Annotated in this window: 11 protein-coding genes; 6 read left to right on the plus strand and 5 right to left on the minus strand. The window is 36.6% G+C overall.

The features are described from left to right. Nucleotides 1-1,104 (plus strand): alanine dehydrogenase, encoded by a 1,104-nt coding sequence (ald, locus tag GJV85_RS05865; protein WP_207562932.1) that lies wholly within the window; start codon nt 1-3, stop codon nt 1,102-1,104. A gap of 152 nt (nt 1,105-1,256) precedes the next feature. After that, nucleotides 1,257-2,531: a Y-family DNA polymerase gene (locus GJV85_RS05870; RefSeq protein WP_207562933.1), complete on the plus strand. Its 1,275-nt coding sequence runs from the start codon at nt 1,257-1,259 to the stop codon at nt 2,529-2,531. Nucleotides 2,532-2,542: 11 nt separating this feature from the next. On the opposite strand, the gene GJV85_RS05875 is transcribed toward GJV85_RS05870, so the two are convergent. The 4 genes from GJV85_RS05875 to GJV85_RS05890 all read right to left on the minus strand — a co-directional run bounded on the left by GJV85_RS05875 (nt 2,543) and on the right by GJV85_RS05890 (nt 6,646). Next, nucleotides 2,543-3,742: a class I SAM-dependent rRNA methyltransferase gene (locus tag GJV85_RS05875; protein WP_207562934.1), complete on the minus strand. Its 1,200-nt coding sequence runs from the start codon at nt 3,740-3,742 to the stop codon at nt 2,543-2,545. Next, nucleotides 3,727-5,346 carry a YcaO-like family protein gene (locus tag GJV85_RS05880; RefSeq protein WP_207563148.1) on the minus strand — a complete coding sequence of 540 codons (1,620 nt, stop codon included), beginning with the start codon at nt 5,344-5,346 and terminating at the stop codon, nt 3,727-3,729. Before GJV85_RS05880 ends, GJV85_RS05875 begins: the two co-directional genes overlap by 16 nt. A 180-nt stretch (nt 5,347-5,526) precedes the next feature. Further along, the gene (locus tag GJV85_RS05885) at nt 5,527-5,913 is read right to left on the minus strand and encodes a class II SORL domain-containing protein (protein WP_207562935.1); all 387 of its coding nucleotides are present in this window, start codon (nt 5,911-5,913) and stop codon (nt 5,527-5,529) included. 103 nt (nt 5,914-6,016) lie between these two features. Next, on the minus strand, nt 6,017-6,646 hold the full coding sequence (locus GJV85_RS05890; protein ID WP_207562936.1) for a GW dipeptide domain-containing protein: 630 nt from the start codon (nt 6,644-6,646) through the stop codon (nt 6,017-6,019). Nucleotides 6,647-6,758: 112 nt separating this feature from the next. Between GJV85_RS05890 and GJV85_RS05895 the strand changes: the two genes are divergently transcribed. Next, nucleotides 6,759-9,461, plus strand: a complete 2,703-nt coding sequence (locus GJV85_RS05895) for a hypothetical protein (RefSeq protein ID WP_207562937.1) — start codon at nt 6,759-6,761, stop codon at nt 9,459-9,461. On the opposite strand, the gene GJV85_RS05900 is transcribed toward GJV85_RS05895, so the two are convergent. Continuing rightward, the gene (locus GJV85_RS05900) at nt 9,451-11,376 is read right to left on the minus strand and encodes a sensor histidine kinase (RefSeq protein WP_207562938.1); all 1,926 of its coding nucleotides are present in this window, start codon (nt 11,374-11,376) and stop codon (nt 9,451-9,453) included. The genes GJV85_RS05895 and GJV85_RS05900 overlap by 11 nt on opposite strands. Before the next feature lie 80 nt (nt 11,377-11,456). Between GJV85_RS05900 and glyS the strand changes: the two genes are divergently transcribed. The 3 genes from glyS (at nt 11,457) to GJV85_RS05915 (ending at nt 16,345) form a co-directional block, all read left to right on the plus strand. Continuing rightward, on the plus strand, nt 11,457-13,475 hold the full coding sequence (gene glyS / locus GJV85_RS05905; RefSeq protein ID WP_207562939.1) for a glycine--tRNA ligase subunit beta: 2,019 nt from the start codon (nt 11,457-11,459) through the stop codon (nt 13,473-13,475). Between the two features lie 65 nt (nt 13,476-13,540). Continuing rightward, complete coding sequence (locus GJV85_RS05910) at nt 13,541-14,935, plus strand: hypothetical protein (RefSeq protein ID WP_207562940.1); 1,395 nt, start codon at nt 13,541-13,543, stop codon at nt 14,933-14,935. After that, nucleotides 14,936-16,345: a S1C family serine protease gene (locus GJV85_RS05915; protein WP_207562941.1), complete on the plus strand. Its 1,410-nt coding sequence runs from the start codon at nt 14,936-14,938 to the stop codon at nt 16,343-16,345. Nucleotide 16,346 lies beyond the last annotated feature (1 nt).

Below are 16,346 nucleotides of genomic sequence, written 5' to 3' on the forward strand. Positions count from 1 at the left end.
ATGAAAATTGGCGTACCAAAAGAGATTAAAAAAGATGAATATCGCGTATCTATAACCCCTTCAGGGGTGCAAGAACTCTGTAGTCTATCTCATAGCGTTTATGTAGAGAGTAGCGCAGGTGATGGAAGTGGATTTAGTGATGCCGAGTATGAAAAAGCTGGGGCGACAATAGTCAAAAGCGCTAAAGAAGTTTTTGACATATCAGAGATGATTGTAAAAGTCAAAGAGCCAATAGCGGTTGAGTATAAACTCTTTAAAAAAAATCAAACGCTATTTACATACTTGCACTTAGCGGCAGATAAAACTCAAGCAGAGTTCCTACTTGAAAGGGGTATAAGAGCCTTTTCATACGAAACGCTGGAGGTAAACCACTCTTTGCCACTTTTAGAGCCAATGAGCGAGGTTGCTGGAAAGATGGCGGCACTTATGGGTAGTGTTCACCTAGGAAAGTTTAATGGTGGAAGTGGAATCTTAGCCGGTGGTGTAGTTGGGACTCAAAGAGCTAAAGTTATGGTTTTAGGTGGTGGTGTAGCCGGAAAAGCAGCGGCAGAAATAGCTGCTGGTTTAGGAGCCGATGTAACTATCTTAGATATAAATAGACAAAGATTGCACTACTTAAATGACGTAACTCCAGCTAACGTAGCTACTCTTTACTCTACGTCACAAACTATCCACTCGCTACTCCCTGAGTGTGACGTTGTAATTGGAACAGTTCTCATCCCTGGCGCAAAAGCGCCTAAGTTAGTGACAAAAGAGATGCTTAGTACTATGAAAAAAGGTAGCGTTTTAGTGGATGTCTCTATTGATCAAGGCGGATGTTTTGAGACCTCTTACGCAACGACTCACTCTGAGCCAACTTTTATAAAAGAGGGTATAGTTCACTATTGCGTTGCAAATATGCCTGGAGCATATCCTAGAACGTCAACTTACGCTCTTACAAATGCGACACTTTCATATGTAAAAGATTTGGCAAAGTATGGTGCAGAAGATATTTGTAAGGAGAAACCACATATGATAAGTTCACTTAACACATATGATGGTAAGTTATATAATAAAGCAGTAGCTGAAGCTTTAGATATTCCAAGTAGCATATTTGAAATTTAATATAAGTATGACTATTTGTCATGCTTATTTGTCTACATCTAATTTATCTCTATAATAATAAAAGAAATCTAATTATTGTAATGCAAGGTATATAAAAAAGTGAATAAAAAATCTTTAAGTCTCATCTTCTCCCTCAAAAAAATGCTTAAATTATGAAGATACATATAGATATAGATTGCTTCTTTGTAAGTGCAGCTAGAATAAAAGATCCATCGCTCGCAGATAAGCCTGTGGCAATAGGTGGAAGAAGCGATACGAAGATATTTAACAAAGAAGCAAAAAAACAGACTGTTAACTTTGAAAACAGTGGTTCGTTTGTTCCTACGTTTTATAAGGCGTATGAAGAGAGTGATGATGATTTGGATGCCTTTAAAGATAAAGATGGGCGAGTAAGAGGCATACTGACTACATCTTCTTATGAAGCGAGAGCTTATGGCATTAAAACGGCTATGAGTATCAAGCAAGCTTTAGAGTTATGTCCGCAGCTCATTATCAAAGCACCAAATATGTCACTCTATCAAGAACTCTCACACAGACTCCATGAATTTTTATCTCTTAGAATACCTCTTGTTGAGCAAGCTAGCATTGATGAGTTTTATGGAGATCTCAGCGGATGGGTGGAAGATGAAGAGATACCAGCATTTATAGAAGAGCTTAAAGAAGAGATAAAGAAGGTCTTAAAACTTCCAGTCTCCATTGGCGGGGCAGATACAAGATACATTGCTAAAATGGCTACGACTTATGCCAAACCTTTTGGCTGTAAGGTTATAAAAAAAGATGAGTTAGATAAGTTTATAAATCCTATAAAAGTAGAAAACTTTGCCGGTATCGGTAGGAGTATGAACGAAAAGCTAAAATCTGCACAGATTCATACACTTGGAGAGTTAAGAAGTAGACGCGGAACTCTTGAGTCATGGGGACCTTACGCCACTGAACTTTATAAACGAGTAAATGGTGAAACCGACTCTCCCATAGTGACTAAAAACAGAAGAAAGTCCATAGGTATATCCAGAACGTTTGATCCTCTGCATGATAGGGGAGAGTTAAAACGCAGAGTACACGTTTTGGCAAGACATTTAAGTTTCGCCATACTTAAACTTGATGTTATACCGACTATATTTCACCTAAGTATTGCCTATGAGATGAATCAAAAAGCACACAAAAATATCTCTGTGGCAGAAGTCTTTACAGAGAAAAAGTTTGACTCTATCTGTTTAGCACTTTTTGAAGACGCAGATACCCAAAAAAGGTTACAGGTTATAAGACTGAGCATTAACTGCTCAAGTTTTACAAGAGACTCAAAAAAAGAGTTGTCTCTCATAGGATTTGAGGATGAGCAGAGAATGAAAAGACTTACAAAGAGTACTCAAATACTAAGAGAAAAGTATGGAATAGACGTCTTTAAATGGGGTAGTGAATATTTTTAAGCTGATAAGTTTTATCCAAACCTACGAATAAAAACAACTTTGAGATAGTCACTCTCTTTACACTCATTTAAGACTTTGAAGTCCTTTGGCAAAGAGAAACTCTCCTCTACTTTATACTTTACTCTCAACTCTTTAAACGCCGTTTTAATAAAATCTCGAAACGTCATCATGCTAAAGTTTGCGGAGTTTGTTGAAGCTACTATGAGACCATTTTTAGATGTTATGGTAATCACCTCTTTTAGGAGTTTGACATAGTCTTTGTTAGCGCTAAATGTCCGTTTCTTACTTCTTGCAAAACTTGGTGGGTCCACTATGACGATATCAAAGCTTAACTTTTTTCGTACGGCGTACTTAAAGTAGTCGAACACGTCTTCGACAATGATACTTTGTTTGTCTAAGTCTATAGAGTTTATAGTGAACTGCTCTTGTGTTTTTGGACGACTGCGTTTGGCTAGGTCTACGCTTGTAGTTTGTGTCGCTCCACCAAGAGCGGCAAAAACAGAAAACACTCCCGTATATGAAAAGGTATTAAGTGCAGATTTTCCTTTTGCATATTTATCTCGTATAGTTTTTCTTACCTCGCGTTGGTCTAGAAAAACGCCAACCATAGCTCCATCATCTAGGTAGATTGCGAAGTTCGCACCATTCTCTTTGACGATAAGAGGCTCAGGAGCTTTTTGGCCATAAAGAAAGTCATCATTTTCATTGAGGTACATACCTTTACTGTCAAAGCGTTTCTTTTGGTAGATGCCTTTGTACTCTACCGTGAGTTTAAGAGCTTCTAAAATCTCTTCTCTAAACTCATAAATCCCAATGCTATACCAAGTGAGCAGGTAGTAACCATCAAAATAGTCGATAGTTAAGCCACCAACTCCATCGCCTTCACCATTAAAGACTCTAAACGCGGTCGTCTTATCATCTTGATAAAAATCTTCTCTATACTTTATCGCTGAAGAGATCTTGTTTTTAAAGAGCGTTATATCGATAATTTCATCTTCTTTCGTAGAAAGCACCCATCCATAGCCTTTGTTTTGAATGCCATGGTAGCCCTTGGCTATAAAGTTTTTTTTCTCGTCAAAAAGCTTGAGTATTGAACCTTCTGAAGGGACTCTACTCCAGTCGCTAATTGACTCTTTTGAGATTAGAGGATAACCATTTTTAAACTTCTCTGCGAAGTCTGTTTTTAGCGTTAGAACTATTTCATTAGACATTTTTTCTTCTCGAGTTTATCATATAAATTTAACATGTTATTATAGTCTTGATGGAGCGTTACATTTATGAAAGTCTCATCGCCATCTAAAATTTTAAGAGCTTTGAGAACTTTTTCTTTAGTGAAAACATGGTATAAGGCCTCTTCATACTCAGTAAAATCTAACTCCAACTCTTCAATGCGAGCTAACTCAACGATAAGACGGCCTAGTCTGTTCTCAGAGTACTCAAAAATCTCAAGAGCTTCGTCTATTTCTCCAAGTTCTAAGTAAATCTGCGCCTTAAACTCTAAAAGATTGAAGTTTTGCTCAAATATAACGCCAATGTATTTTTCCATATTGAGAGAATCTTCTAGCTGTTCTATCTCTATCATAATATCTTGGGGGTTATAATCCTTGAAGTTAAGCACCATATCACGTATGAGTTTTCCATTGTTTTTATTGTTATAAATCAAATCATCAATAGGATAGACTTCAGAGATACTAGGAACTATCATTTGACATGAGTAAAAGCCGAGGTACTCATACTCTCTAAGGTACGTCTCTTTATTCATATCTTTTAAAATACTAAGAAGATAGGTATGCTCATCTTTTGTACTACCTCCATTATATGCCCATGGAGCAAGTTCAAAGCTCTTTTTAGAACTTAAAAAACTAAAACCAAGTTTACCATTGGAATCTACAAAGTGTGACTCTAGGTTGAAACTATCCGAGACTATACTCATATCAAATGTTGGTGTTTCAAAGCTGTCGAGGTTTTCAAGCGAGCGACCTTGCATAAGTTCCGTCATTGTACGTTCTAAAGAGACTTCTAAGATGGGGTGCGCTCCAAAAGAGACAAATAAGGTAGATGCGTTAGGGTTAATAAAAGAGATGGCGGTTACTGGAAACTTACCGCCTAAAGAAGCGTCTAAAACTTCGACTATATAACCAAGCGCTCTCAGTGCTTCAACGTCTTTATGGACCCGGGGAAAGCTCTCAATGACTTCTTGTGTAAATGATGGAAGTGCATAACCATTTTTGATAATCTCTATCTTTACATAGCGTTCAAATATCTCACTAAGAGCTTGAACCTGCGCTTCAAGAGCAGAATTGCCCGTTGCTAAACCATTGCTTACATAGAGATTACTTAAAATATTTATAGGTATATATATTTTTTCTTGTGTAGAGTTTTTTATAAAAGGAAGAGAGACTATTTTATCCGAATAGTCACTGTTATAATCAACTAAGTCTTCATCAGTGAGTTCACCAGTTGGGTTGTAAATATCTTTGAGTTCAGCGTTTAAATAATCCCCGCCAAAGTCAAAGGCAACTTCATCTGGATAGTACTTTCTTTGGGGTAAGTGAAAATCTATAAAAAAGTTGTTAGTTTGGAGTCTCTCGATATACTCACCTAATGCACTAGCCATAGAAGCATCGTTAATTATCCCTTTGCCATTTGAGTAGATATGTCTAGGTGCTTCTTGTGAGCTAAGATTTACTGAAAAACAGTTCTCTAAGGGATGCTTGCTTTGTGAAAAATTTGTTTGGCAACCAACGTCAGCTAAGACATTTTTCATTTTACTAAGAGACTCTCCTAGAGTTGCGTCTTTAGATAAAAGTCTTATAGGTGTTTGAGTTTCTTCTGACATTTGATTTATTCCTTGAATATTTGAGGGAATTATACCTAAGTAAGAGAGTTAATAAAATTTAAAAGTAAATAATTTGAAGTGATAAAAAAAATTGTAAGGATAGAAAGTTTAAAAGAACAATTAAGAGCTAAGAGCTCTTAATTAGGAAGTTAGAAATTACTGAGCTACAGCTACTTCTACAGGAGTACCTTCCCAGATACCGTGTTTAGTACAGTAACCGTGAGCTACAAGGTTAAGTTTTTTACCAGTTGGAATAATAGTAAAAGTTGTAGTGTTGTGAGCTTTAGTATTACCTAGAGTTCCTGGAACATAAGAAGCTTTTGCTAACTGAGTGTCACCATTGAATAAAGTTACAGACTCGATGTAGTGATCAAAATCATCTGGGTGAGTATACTCGTTACCCATTTTAACAGTTACTTCAAATGGCTCTCCAGCTTTTGCAGTGTCTGCACAGTGAATGAACGGTGAGTGACGGTCAATTAAGTCTTTTTTAGCTTCTCTTTCTACAGTGTCTATATCAACATACTTGTTAATCTTTGGCATATTAAATTCCTTGTTTTGTTTTATTTATCGGTATTGTAGCTAGTAAAACTTTTAGCTAAACATAAATAAGAGTATATTTGTCTTATTTAAGTTTTTTTTTATATTACTTACTAAAAGTTGCTTCTTGAATGATTACAGGATAAAAGTATCCATAACCAAAATCTTTGTCTTTAATTACTTTTCCTTTGGCATAAATAATTTCCCCATTTGAAGGAAGTTCTTGTGTTGACGTAAAAACTAAATCATCCATATTTTCAAAGTTACTTCCATCTTGAAGGTGCAGCCAGTTTAGTTTCATAATGCCTTTTGAAGTTTTTGTAACTTTGCCTTTGAGTGTTACGATTTTGCCTACATATTTGTCACGGTTAGCAAAAAGTTCAGCGATTGAGATACTATTTTTATTTTGATATGAAGATTTCATTACAGATTTTTTTGGTATCTGCTCTCTTAGAGTTTTTTTCTTCTCTACATCTGCCGCAAAAAGAATCTTATCAAATGTACGGTTTAGAGTTTTAGAGTGAAAGTTTTGCATCCAGCCCTGTTCTGAATAAGATATAGAGTCTCCAACCTTTACAGCTCTTTGGGTCATAGCTATCCAGTAGCTTTTATCTTTATCTTGCACTTTCATATATGTATAGCCACCACTAGAGAGCGTCTCTTTTACAGTTGAAGTGTGTTGTACTGAAGCTAGTAAGCTTAGACTTAGTCCAATGAGGAGGAGCAGTTTTTTCATAAAAATCCTTTTAGTGTGTTGATAAGTTAAGTATAGCAAAGAAAAGTAACCCAGATTGAAAATGATATTAAGCTTGTTGTAGTACAATTTATATAAAAATTTAGGCTATGAAATGAAAATATATTTTGTGAGTTCTCTATTATTAATGTGTCTCTCTTTAACTGCATCAATAGTCCCGGTTACGCTTCCTACAGGTACGGCAGTCGTTCCAAATGATAAAGACTACTATACAGACACAACCAATAATGTTGAGATAATATACACAAAAGATAATATCCCTTTTGCAAAACATACCTCTAGCGTTGAGACGCCACTTAATGAGAGTTATAAAAAGTTTTTTAACTGGGAACTCGATGAGACTCTTTATGTTGGTCTAATCTCAGACTATAATCAAATAGCAAATGGCTTTTCAACGCAGTGGCCAAACAACAGACAGATAAACTATGTGGGTGGTTCACAAATGGTGGACTATTTTACTACCACATCATGGCTAGATACACTGCTTTACCATGAAACTGCACACAACTATCAGCTTAACATAAAAGGAAGTGTCGTCTCTCGCGTTATGCACTCTATTTTTGGTAATGGGACGGTTTTTATTCCTTTTCCTTTTGGCGTTCCAAATGTTTTAGAGAACTCTTTTATGTTAGAAGGAAATGCAGTGCTAAATGAGTCTTGGCATGGGAATGGCGGGCGACTTTATAGTGGAAGGTTTAAAGCTCAAACTCTACTCCAAGCAAAAGCCGGCAAGATAAAACCAGAGTACGTTTACAACTCCAAACTAGAATTTCCTTATGGAGAAAGGGCATACATTCAAGGGGGTTTTTTTAACCTCTACTTGGCGCAGAAGTATGGCATAGAGAGAGTAAATAGCTACTTCAAGTTCCACTCAGAAGATTGGTGGTTTCCGGCATGGACCGATGCGAGTATGAGAGACGCTATTGGAGTTAGTTTTACACAAGCACTTAGTGATTTTGAAAGTGCTTATGCGTCTGCCGCTGATTATATGCAGCTAGCTAATGGTAAAAAAATTGCATCATCGCAGTTTTTCTCTTCACTTGGAAATGATTCTGAAGAGATATTTTTTATAACAAACGAGAGTGGATATAGAGCTCCCGAGCTTGTAGTAGTAGATAAAAAAGAGCAGAGCGTTAAAAAGAGAAGAGACTCTTGGATGAATGGCAAAGTTGTCAAACAAAATGGTGAGTACTTCACTCAAGGAAGTCGTAATACTTCACCTACAAGGATTTATCAAGGGCTCTTTAACAGTAACGCATTTATAAAAGAGGGTAGCGAGTCTAAAATGGTGCAGGGTTATTTGAGTGATGGCAGAGAGGTTTATTTTGACGTTCCAACTTCTTACTCTGAGCCACAGCTTTATGTAGGAGCAGAGTTCTATGCAAAGGTGAACTCATCAGTCATCATTGACAAGTATGACAATCTCTACTACTTTAAACAAAACGGCAAAAAAAGAACTCTTTATAAAAATAAAAAAGCACTCTATACATATGAGGGATTTTATGGGATGGTGAGCGACGTTGATAGTCGTGGAATCATCTACTTTGTTGCAAACTCTAGGTTTGGCTCAAGTCTCTTTACTTACTATAAAGGAATGATAAGAAGAGCGACTGAGGCTGATAACGTAGTTGAAGCAAGACTCATAAATGATAATGAGGTTCTAATAGCGGCTATGAGTGATAAAGATTACTATTATGTCATCAATGATATAAATAGAATTAAAGAGACACCCTATGAGACAAAACTTTTTTTTGAAGAGAAAGAGTACTATGAAAGCGTAGCAAAGCAGAGTAATGAAAATACAAGAACTGATGCTATAGAACTCGCTTCAGACTCTTACTACTCAGTTCTTGAGATGAACTATAGCGGCGCAGACTTTGCCTTTGGATATGGAAGTGTAACCGGTCCCATAGGAAGCTTGGATATAAAGTTTGGCGATCCTCTTTCTCAAAGCTCCGCCACTGCGTTTGTAAGACGAGATGAGTTAAATGTCACTATAGCGGGAGTGGAGTTTTCTAGCTCCGAGTACCTTTTAAACTACAGGCTTTTAGCTTATAAGGTTTTAGATGAGGGAGTGCTTGCAAACGCAAGAGATGTTGGTTTTGTAGGTGGGCTAACTTTACCATTTTATAATGCAGGGTACTACAATGCAGATATCGGTGTGAGTTACTATCAAGATTATAGTGAGGGACTACGTGAGCCTTTGAGTCTTTCGCTGAGAGCAGGTAGAAGTGAAGGGTACGGTGTAAGCATGTATGCAAACTATGAAAATATGCTTCAGCTCTATGGCGTAAGTGAGCGAAAAAGTAAACTTTTAGGTGGGCAGTACCGTTTTTCTCATGATTTACCTTATCAGTTTTATCTTGGTCTTGGAGCAAAATACTCTCATACTCAAGAAGAGAGTGTTGAGCCAGGAAGTGGCGTTAAGATATCAAACCTATCATTTGCAGTTGATTTAGATCCCTCGACTATCAGTATGCCAAATTTAGATGGTAGTTTTTATGCCAAGAGTGTGGGCTATGGCGAAGTTAGTTTGAGTAAAGTTTTTAATTTTTCAGCTTACTTTTTTACTTTTCCAGTTTCGCTTCAAAGAGAGTCCTTCTATGCAAAGTATCGCTACTATGATGTGCAGTATTTACATGGTGGAGGAGATGATGTAAACGAGTATACGGCAGGGCTTATGCTAGGAACTGTTTTTCTCAACTCTTTTGTAGCACCACTTAGTTTTGAGTATGTTCATAATGATACGGTAGTTCAAAAAGATCTCTTTAGATTTCTATTAGGCGTTAGTTTTTAGATTCATTGAGTGGAAACTTGATGTTAAAACATGCACCATCATCTTTGTTAAGTGCCTCAATTTGACCTAGCATATTCTCTTCGATGATGAGTTTAGAGATATAAAGTCCTAGCCCAGTTCCTTGTGTTTTATGTTTTGTCGTAAAATAGGGTTCAAATATTTTATCCATAAGCTCTTCATCAATACCACCCGCATTATCACACACTTTTATCATGTAGTATTTATCATCATTAGTGATATAGATACTGATAGTAGGATTTGGAATGTTACGATTTATAAGTACGTCTTTTGCATTGTTAAGTAAAATGATGAGAACTTGTTGTAGCTCATCCTCAAGTCCATAGTATCTGTATTTTCCATTTATACTTATTTTTACATCTATATCATTTGTGGGAGTAGAACTATTACTTATAAGCAGGGCATTTTCAATAATATCTTTTAAATCAAAGTGTGTATGTTTCTTATTTGGATCAAAAAAGTTCCTAAAGCTATCTATAGTCGTTGATAGGTATGTTGTTAGGCTCTCTATGTCTGAGAGCTCTTTTTCTACAGTGGCGTTTTGGAGTGAGTGCTGATAGAGGTAGTCATCTATAAGGAGGACAGATGAGTTTATCTGAGAAAGCGGTTGTCTCCACTGATGGGCTATATTTTCTATCATCTCTCCCATACTTACCATCTTGTTTTGTTGAAAGAGTAGCTTATCTTTTTCTCTAGATGTTTGTATCTGTGAGATTAACTCTTGAGACTTCTCTAACTCACTTTTTTGCAAAAGTTTAATTCTGTATGAGAGTATAAATGCCAAAAGTATGGACTCTATAAGTACTCCAATGCTCGCGGCGTTAAACACAAAACTGCTGTACTCTAAAACTCCCATGTAAAAAAGGTCAGTTAGAAGAGCAAAAGATGAAAAGAAACTATTTGCTATTAAAAAAGTAAAAGCTAAGGGCTCGTTTTTTAAAAACATTGAAAGCGCAACTATAAAAAGAGATAAAAACATATATATTATAAAGAGCGTAGCTAAGTACATCGATAATATAACATCATATAAACCTATAAGAAATGAGAGTGAAAAGAGTAAAATTACAGAATTTAAAAGAGTATTTTCAATTTTGTAATTTTGTGGCATATTAAATATTTTCTTTGTAAATAGAGAGATGAAAATAGGAACAAACATAAGAAAAAGAAGATAGTACTCATGCTCTCTAGTATAATAAAATTCAAACTCAGTTGCTAATAATCCAGAAATCTGAGACATCCAAAGTACTGAACTACCTAGATAGAGCGTATAGTAAAGGTATTCCCTATATCTAGTAGAGAGATAGAGAATAAGGTGATAGATAGCAAGGGCTAAAAGCATACCAACGCTTAAAATTATATAGATATTTTTTTTACTAAGTCTTTGTTTGGAGTTATACTCATCATAGAGTGTGTAGTTCATCACTTGAACAGTTCTCATGTAGTTTTTTATATAGATTGTTTTAGTCTCATTTTTTTTAAGAGAGATCTTAAATAGAGCATCTGTAGCGTATACGAAGTTTGAGTCGTAGTCACTATTTATAAAGTCTATGATTTTTGTGTGTAAAAGCTTTTTATTTTTAAGCTCATAAAATTCGATTTTATTTGTGAGGTAAGCGAGCTCTGAATGTAAATAGATAGTTTTATTTTTTGCCGTTGTGTTTTTGAGTTTAAAACGCAGCCATGTTGAGTTTTCATGGTTTCCAAGTGAGAGACCGCTTACACCTTGTTTAAACTCTTGATTTGTAATCTCTTTGAGTGTTTGATTATTACTCTTATCTACGTAGTACTCTAAGGAAAAGTTTTTTAGCTTAAGCTCATCGCTATTTATTTGCACAAGTGGCGTGGCATTTAGAGATAAAAAAATGGATACAAGAAGTAAAAAAATCTGTTTAAACATGCCTAACCTATTAAGTAAAAAGTATATTTTAACCAAAAAATAGGTAAAATCGCGACAATTATAATACAAAGAGTCTACTTATGTTAAAACCACTATTAATCGAAATCGGCGTTGAAGAATTACCAGCAGTTCCCCTTTTAAAAGAACTTAAAAATATTGAAAAAAAATATGCTGATATTCTGGAGGGTCACTCTCTTTTAGGTGAGTTTGAATTTTACTATACGCCTAGGCGTTTAGTTATTTGGCATAGAGAGTTTAAAGTTGCGCAAGAAGATAGCGTAGAGGAGTTTTTTGGCGCTCCACTTTCAGTAGCGTACAAAGATGGCGTGGCAACTCCCGCGGCAAATGGTTTTGCAAAAAAGTGTGGCGTTACGCTTGAAGAACTTTCAACTGCAGATAAAGGTGGTAAGGAAGTTCTTTACTACAAAAAAGACGTTCCAGGACGTGCTTCGGTAGAGCTACTCCCTGAGATAATCGAGACTTGGATAAAATCTTTAGAGTTTGGAAAGACTATGAGATGGGGAAGTTTAAGTGAGAGTTTTATCCGTCCTATTAGATGGGTAAACGTGATGCTTAACGATGAACTCGTACCCTTTACTCTCTTTGGCGTAAACTCTTCTAAGGTGACATTTTTACACCGCATAGCTAAGTTTGGCGAGTTAGAAGTAAGTGGGGCTAAAGAGTACTTTGACGCATTAGAGAAGGGTGGCGTTACGCTTTTTCCTGAACTTCGCGCACAAAAGATCTCAGCTGACTTTAAAAAGATAGAAGAAGAGAATGACGTTACCATTGAGATAGACGAAGAGCTTTTTAAAGAAGTAGTTGCCATTACTGAAAATCCTACAGCGCTTTTGGGTTCGTTTGATGAGACTTTTTTAAGACTTCCTCCTGAAGTTATCGTTACTTCTATGAAAGAGCACCAACGCTACTTTCCAGTCTTTAAAGATGGGAAGCTTTTAAATAAGTTTGTCGTTGTTTCAAACGCACTTACAGACGACTTTTCTGAAGTGGTTGCTGGAAACGAGACAGTACTGCGTCCGCGTTTAGCAGATGGACTCTTTTTCTGGGACAATGATCTAAAAACTGGACTCACTACAAAAGGTCTTGAAAAAATTACATTTTTCAAAGGTCTTGGAAGCGTTGGCGATAAGATAACTAGAGAGGGTGAAATCGCATCAGCTCTTTTTGATAAGTATGCACCAGATGCTAACAAAGCAGATTTAACACGAGCCGTAGCACTTGCAAAAGCTGACCTTATGAGTGAAATGGTATATGAGTTTACAGAACTTCAAGGCCTTATGGGTGGATACTATGCATTAGAGCAGGGTGAGAGTAAGGCAGTAGCTACTGCAATAACCGAGCAGTACTTACCAGACGGTGAAGATAGTGAACTCCCATCAACGCCACTAAGCGCTATAGTTGCTATGAGTATAAAGCTAGATACTCTTTTAGCTCTTTTTAGCGTAAATCAGATACCAACGGGCTCACGAGATCCATTTGCTCTTCGTCGCGCGGTAAATGGTCTAGTTCGAATTGTTAACGAGTTTGAATTTGAGTTTGACATAGTTGAAACTATGAAAGAGTTGTCATCTAACTATGCACAGATGGATTTAGAAAAACTTGAGATATTTATACTAGAGCGCATTAAACGCTACTATGACGTTAACCCATCTATCATTGAAGCAGTTCTTGCTTCAGGTGAGAGAGAACTTTTAGCGCTTGGTCGCAAGATAGAAGCGCTCAATAGCCTTGTAAACTCTGAAGGTTTTGATGAAGTAAGCTCAACTTTTAAACGCGTTGCAAACATTACAAAAGATATGGACTTAAACGCTGAACTTACTTTAGACGTAGAGTTGCTTAGCGAAGAGGCTGAAAAAACGCTTATGGCAAAGTATAAAGCGGTAAGTGGCGTCACTTATGAGAGTTATGAGTCTGAACTTGACGCCCTTTTAGGACTCAAGCCAGAGCTTGATAGTTTCTTTACAAACGTAATGGTAAACGCGGAAGACGAGTCTATCAAAAACAATAGAAAATCTTTGGTAGCGTCAATCTACAAAAGCATACTTAAAATAGCGGACATTAAAGAGGTAAGTATTTAATTTTGTAATTTTATATTTTTTGTAGTACTATGGTAGAAGATAAAAATTCTACCAAGGATAAAAATATGAAACCCCTTCTCTTAACTTCTCTAGCAGCTTCATTTTTAACAACTTCTCTTTTAGCGGGAATCACTCAAACGAGTGAGGGTACGTTCATTGACATCTATTCTGACTCAAACCTTCAGTCTGAAATAACGGCGACAGTAGCAACAAATAAGGGTCACCTCATAAAAAAACGCTGCTCAAATAATCGTCAGTCACAGTCATGGTGTAAGGTAAAGTATGTCTACAAAGATATGACTCTTTATGGATACGTAGATCAAACGTCACTAGAGAGTACTTATAACAGAGTAAATACAAAACCGACGTTTGAGATGACTTATGGTGGAAGATACGATGATGTGGGAAATGACATTATAGCTGTAAGTGATGGTTTTGTAGCGGTAGGAAAAACCTCAAGTTTTGGAAGAGGACAAGATGACGTTTACTTCATTAAATTTGACAAGTTTGGTAACAAAGTATACTCTTTGGCGTTAGGTGGTAGCTCAATAGATGAAGCAAACTCCATAGTTGAGATGGATGACGCTTATATGATAGCAGGCTCTACTCGTAGCTTTGGAAATGGCGTTGAGAGTTTCTATATGGCTAAAGTATCAAAAGATGGTCAGCTTATCTGGCAAAATGGTTACTTCTCTGATGAGGATGATTACTATAGAGCTAAAGATATGATAAAAATTAGTGATGATAATCTACTGCTCATTGGGTATGAAAACCATGTGAAATTTTTTAACTCAGAGGTAAACATATATATAAACGCCATAAATAGCGATGGCGTAAGAAATGGAATCAAACGCTTTGGCGGCGATAAGGTAGAAGAGGGCAACTCTATCATAAGCGTAAACGATGGATATGTTTTTGCGGGTATGACTAAAACATGGGGTCATGGCGGTGAAGACGCATATGTGGTTAAAACGGATAAAGATGGAAATAGAATCTGGCACAACGCTTTTGGTTTTAACTATGATGAAGTGATAAATAAGATTATTCAGACACAAGATGGCGGCTACTTAGGAGTAGGTACGACAGATAGTGATATTAGAAATCAGCAAGACGTCTATGTAGTAAAGATAAATGCTAGAGGAGACAAAGAGTGGCAGGCTCACTATGGCTCAAAAGAAGATGAAGAGGGCTTTGGAGTGGTCGAAGCTGAAGATGGATATGTAATCGCGGGGTACACTAAAGATACTAAGAGTTATAACTCTGACGCTTATATACTTAAAATCAATAAACGCGGTCGCGTTATCTGGAACAGAAAGTATGGACTAGATAAAGATGATGAGGCAAAAGCTATAGTAAAAGTAGAAGATGGATATGTTATGACTGGGTTTATGACATCTGAAGAGAACTACTCAAAAGATTTATATATACTTAAAGTGGATAAAAATGGACAGATACAATAGATGAAGTATATACTAGCTCTTCTTCTATTGTCGGTTGGATTAAATGCAAGCGTTAAAGACTCCATAGTAAAGATATACACAGTCTCTAAAATCCCCAACTACTCAATCCCATGGAACTCAAGTATCAGACGCTCTAATGGCTCTGGTAGCATAGTAATGGGAGATAGAATACTTACAAACGCTCATGTGGTTGCCAATGAGACCTTTTTAGAGGTTAAACGCCATGGTGACACTAAACGCTATGAAGCTGAAGTAGAGTACATCTCTCATCAAGCCGACTTAGCCCTTCTTAAAGTAAAGGATAAAGAGTTTTTTGTAGATACTCAGAGTCTAGAGTTAGGAGAGCTTCCTAAGATACTTCAAGAGATTACGGTATATGGTTTTCCTATGGGTGGAAACTCTTTGAGCGTAAGTACGGGTATAGTATCACGAATAGAGCATAATAGATACGCACACTCAAGAGAGATATTTCTCTCTATTCAGGTTGATGCTGCAGTAAACCCTGGAAGTAGTGGCGGACCGGCCATTAGTGATGGTAAGATTGTAGGTGTTGTGATGCAGCAGATTTCAAAATCACAAAATATTGGTTATCTTGTGCCTTCTGAAGTAATAAAGCATTTTTTTGAAGATATAGAAGATGAGAAGTATGATGGTTATGCTCATCTAGGTATGTCTACACAGAAGATGGAAAATGAAGCGTTAAGAAGTATCTATAAGATGAAAAAAGGCACTACCGGCGTTATGGTAATGGATATAGCACAGACGTCTTCAGTTCATGGAATTCTCAAAGATGGAGATATACTCACTGCTGTTGAGGGGCATAAGATAGAGAATGATGGAACGGTAGAGTTTATGCCAGAACAGTTTACCTCATATATGTACTATGTAGATAAGAAGCAGTTAGGGGAGAGTGTAGAGTTTACATTGCTTCGTGATGGTAAAGAGGAGCTACTAAGTATAGAGTTAAAGCATATAGCAGATAATGACTTACTAGTAGATACGCTAGAGCATGATGTTATGCCTAGGTACTATATATATGGCGGGTATGTATTTACTCCACTAAGTAGAAACTTACTTGTAAGTAGTCGCTCTACACTTCTTGATCTAAGAGTCGCTTCTCGTGAATGGGCAACACAAGAGAGAGACGAGGTAGTCATACTACAAAAAGTACTAGCAGATAAAACAAACAGAGGAGACCATAACTTTGCTCTTTGGATGATAGACAAAGTAAACTCCAAAAAGTTTAAAAATTTCAGTGAATTTGTAAGCCTTATAAAAGAGTCAAAAGGCGAATTTATAGTGCTAGAGAATAGTGACGGCGTTAAGGTTGCCATAGATAAGATAAAAGCGGAGGCTATAGAAGAAGAGATTCTTAAACGCTACAGTATCAAAAGTTCAAGTAGTGAGTAGC

The organism is Sulfurimonas aquatica, from assembly GCF_017357825.1.
Classification (GTDB): domain Bacteria; phylum Campylobacterota; class Campylobacteria; order Campylobacterales; family Sulfurimonadaceae; genus Sulfurimonas; species Sulfurimonas aquatica.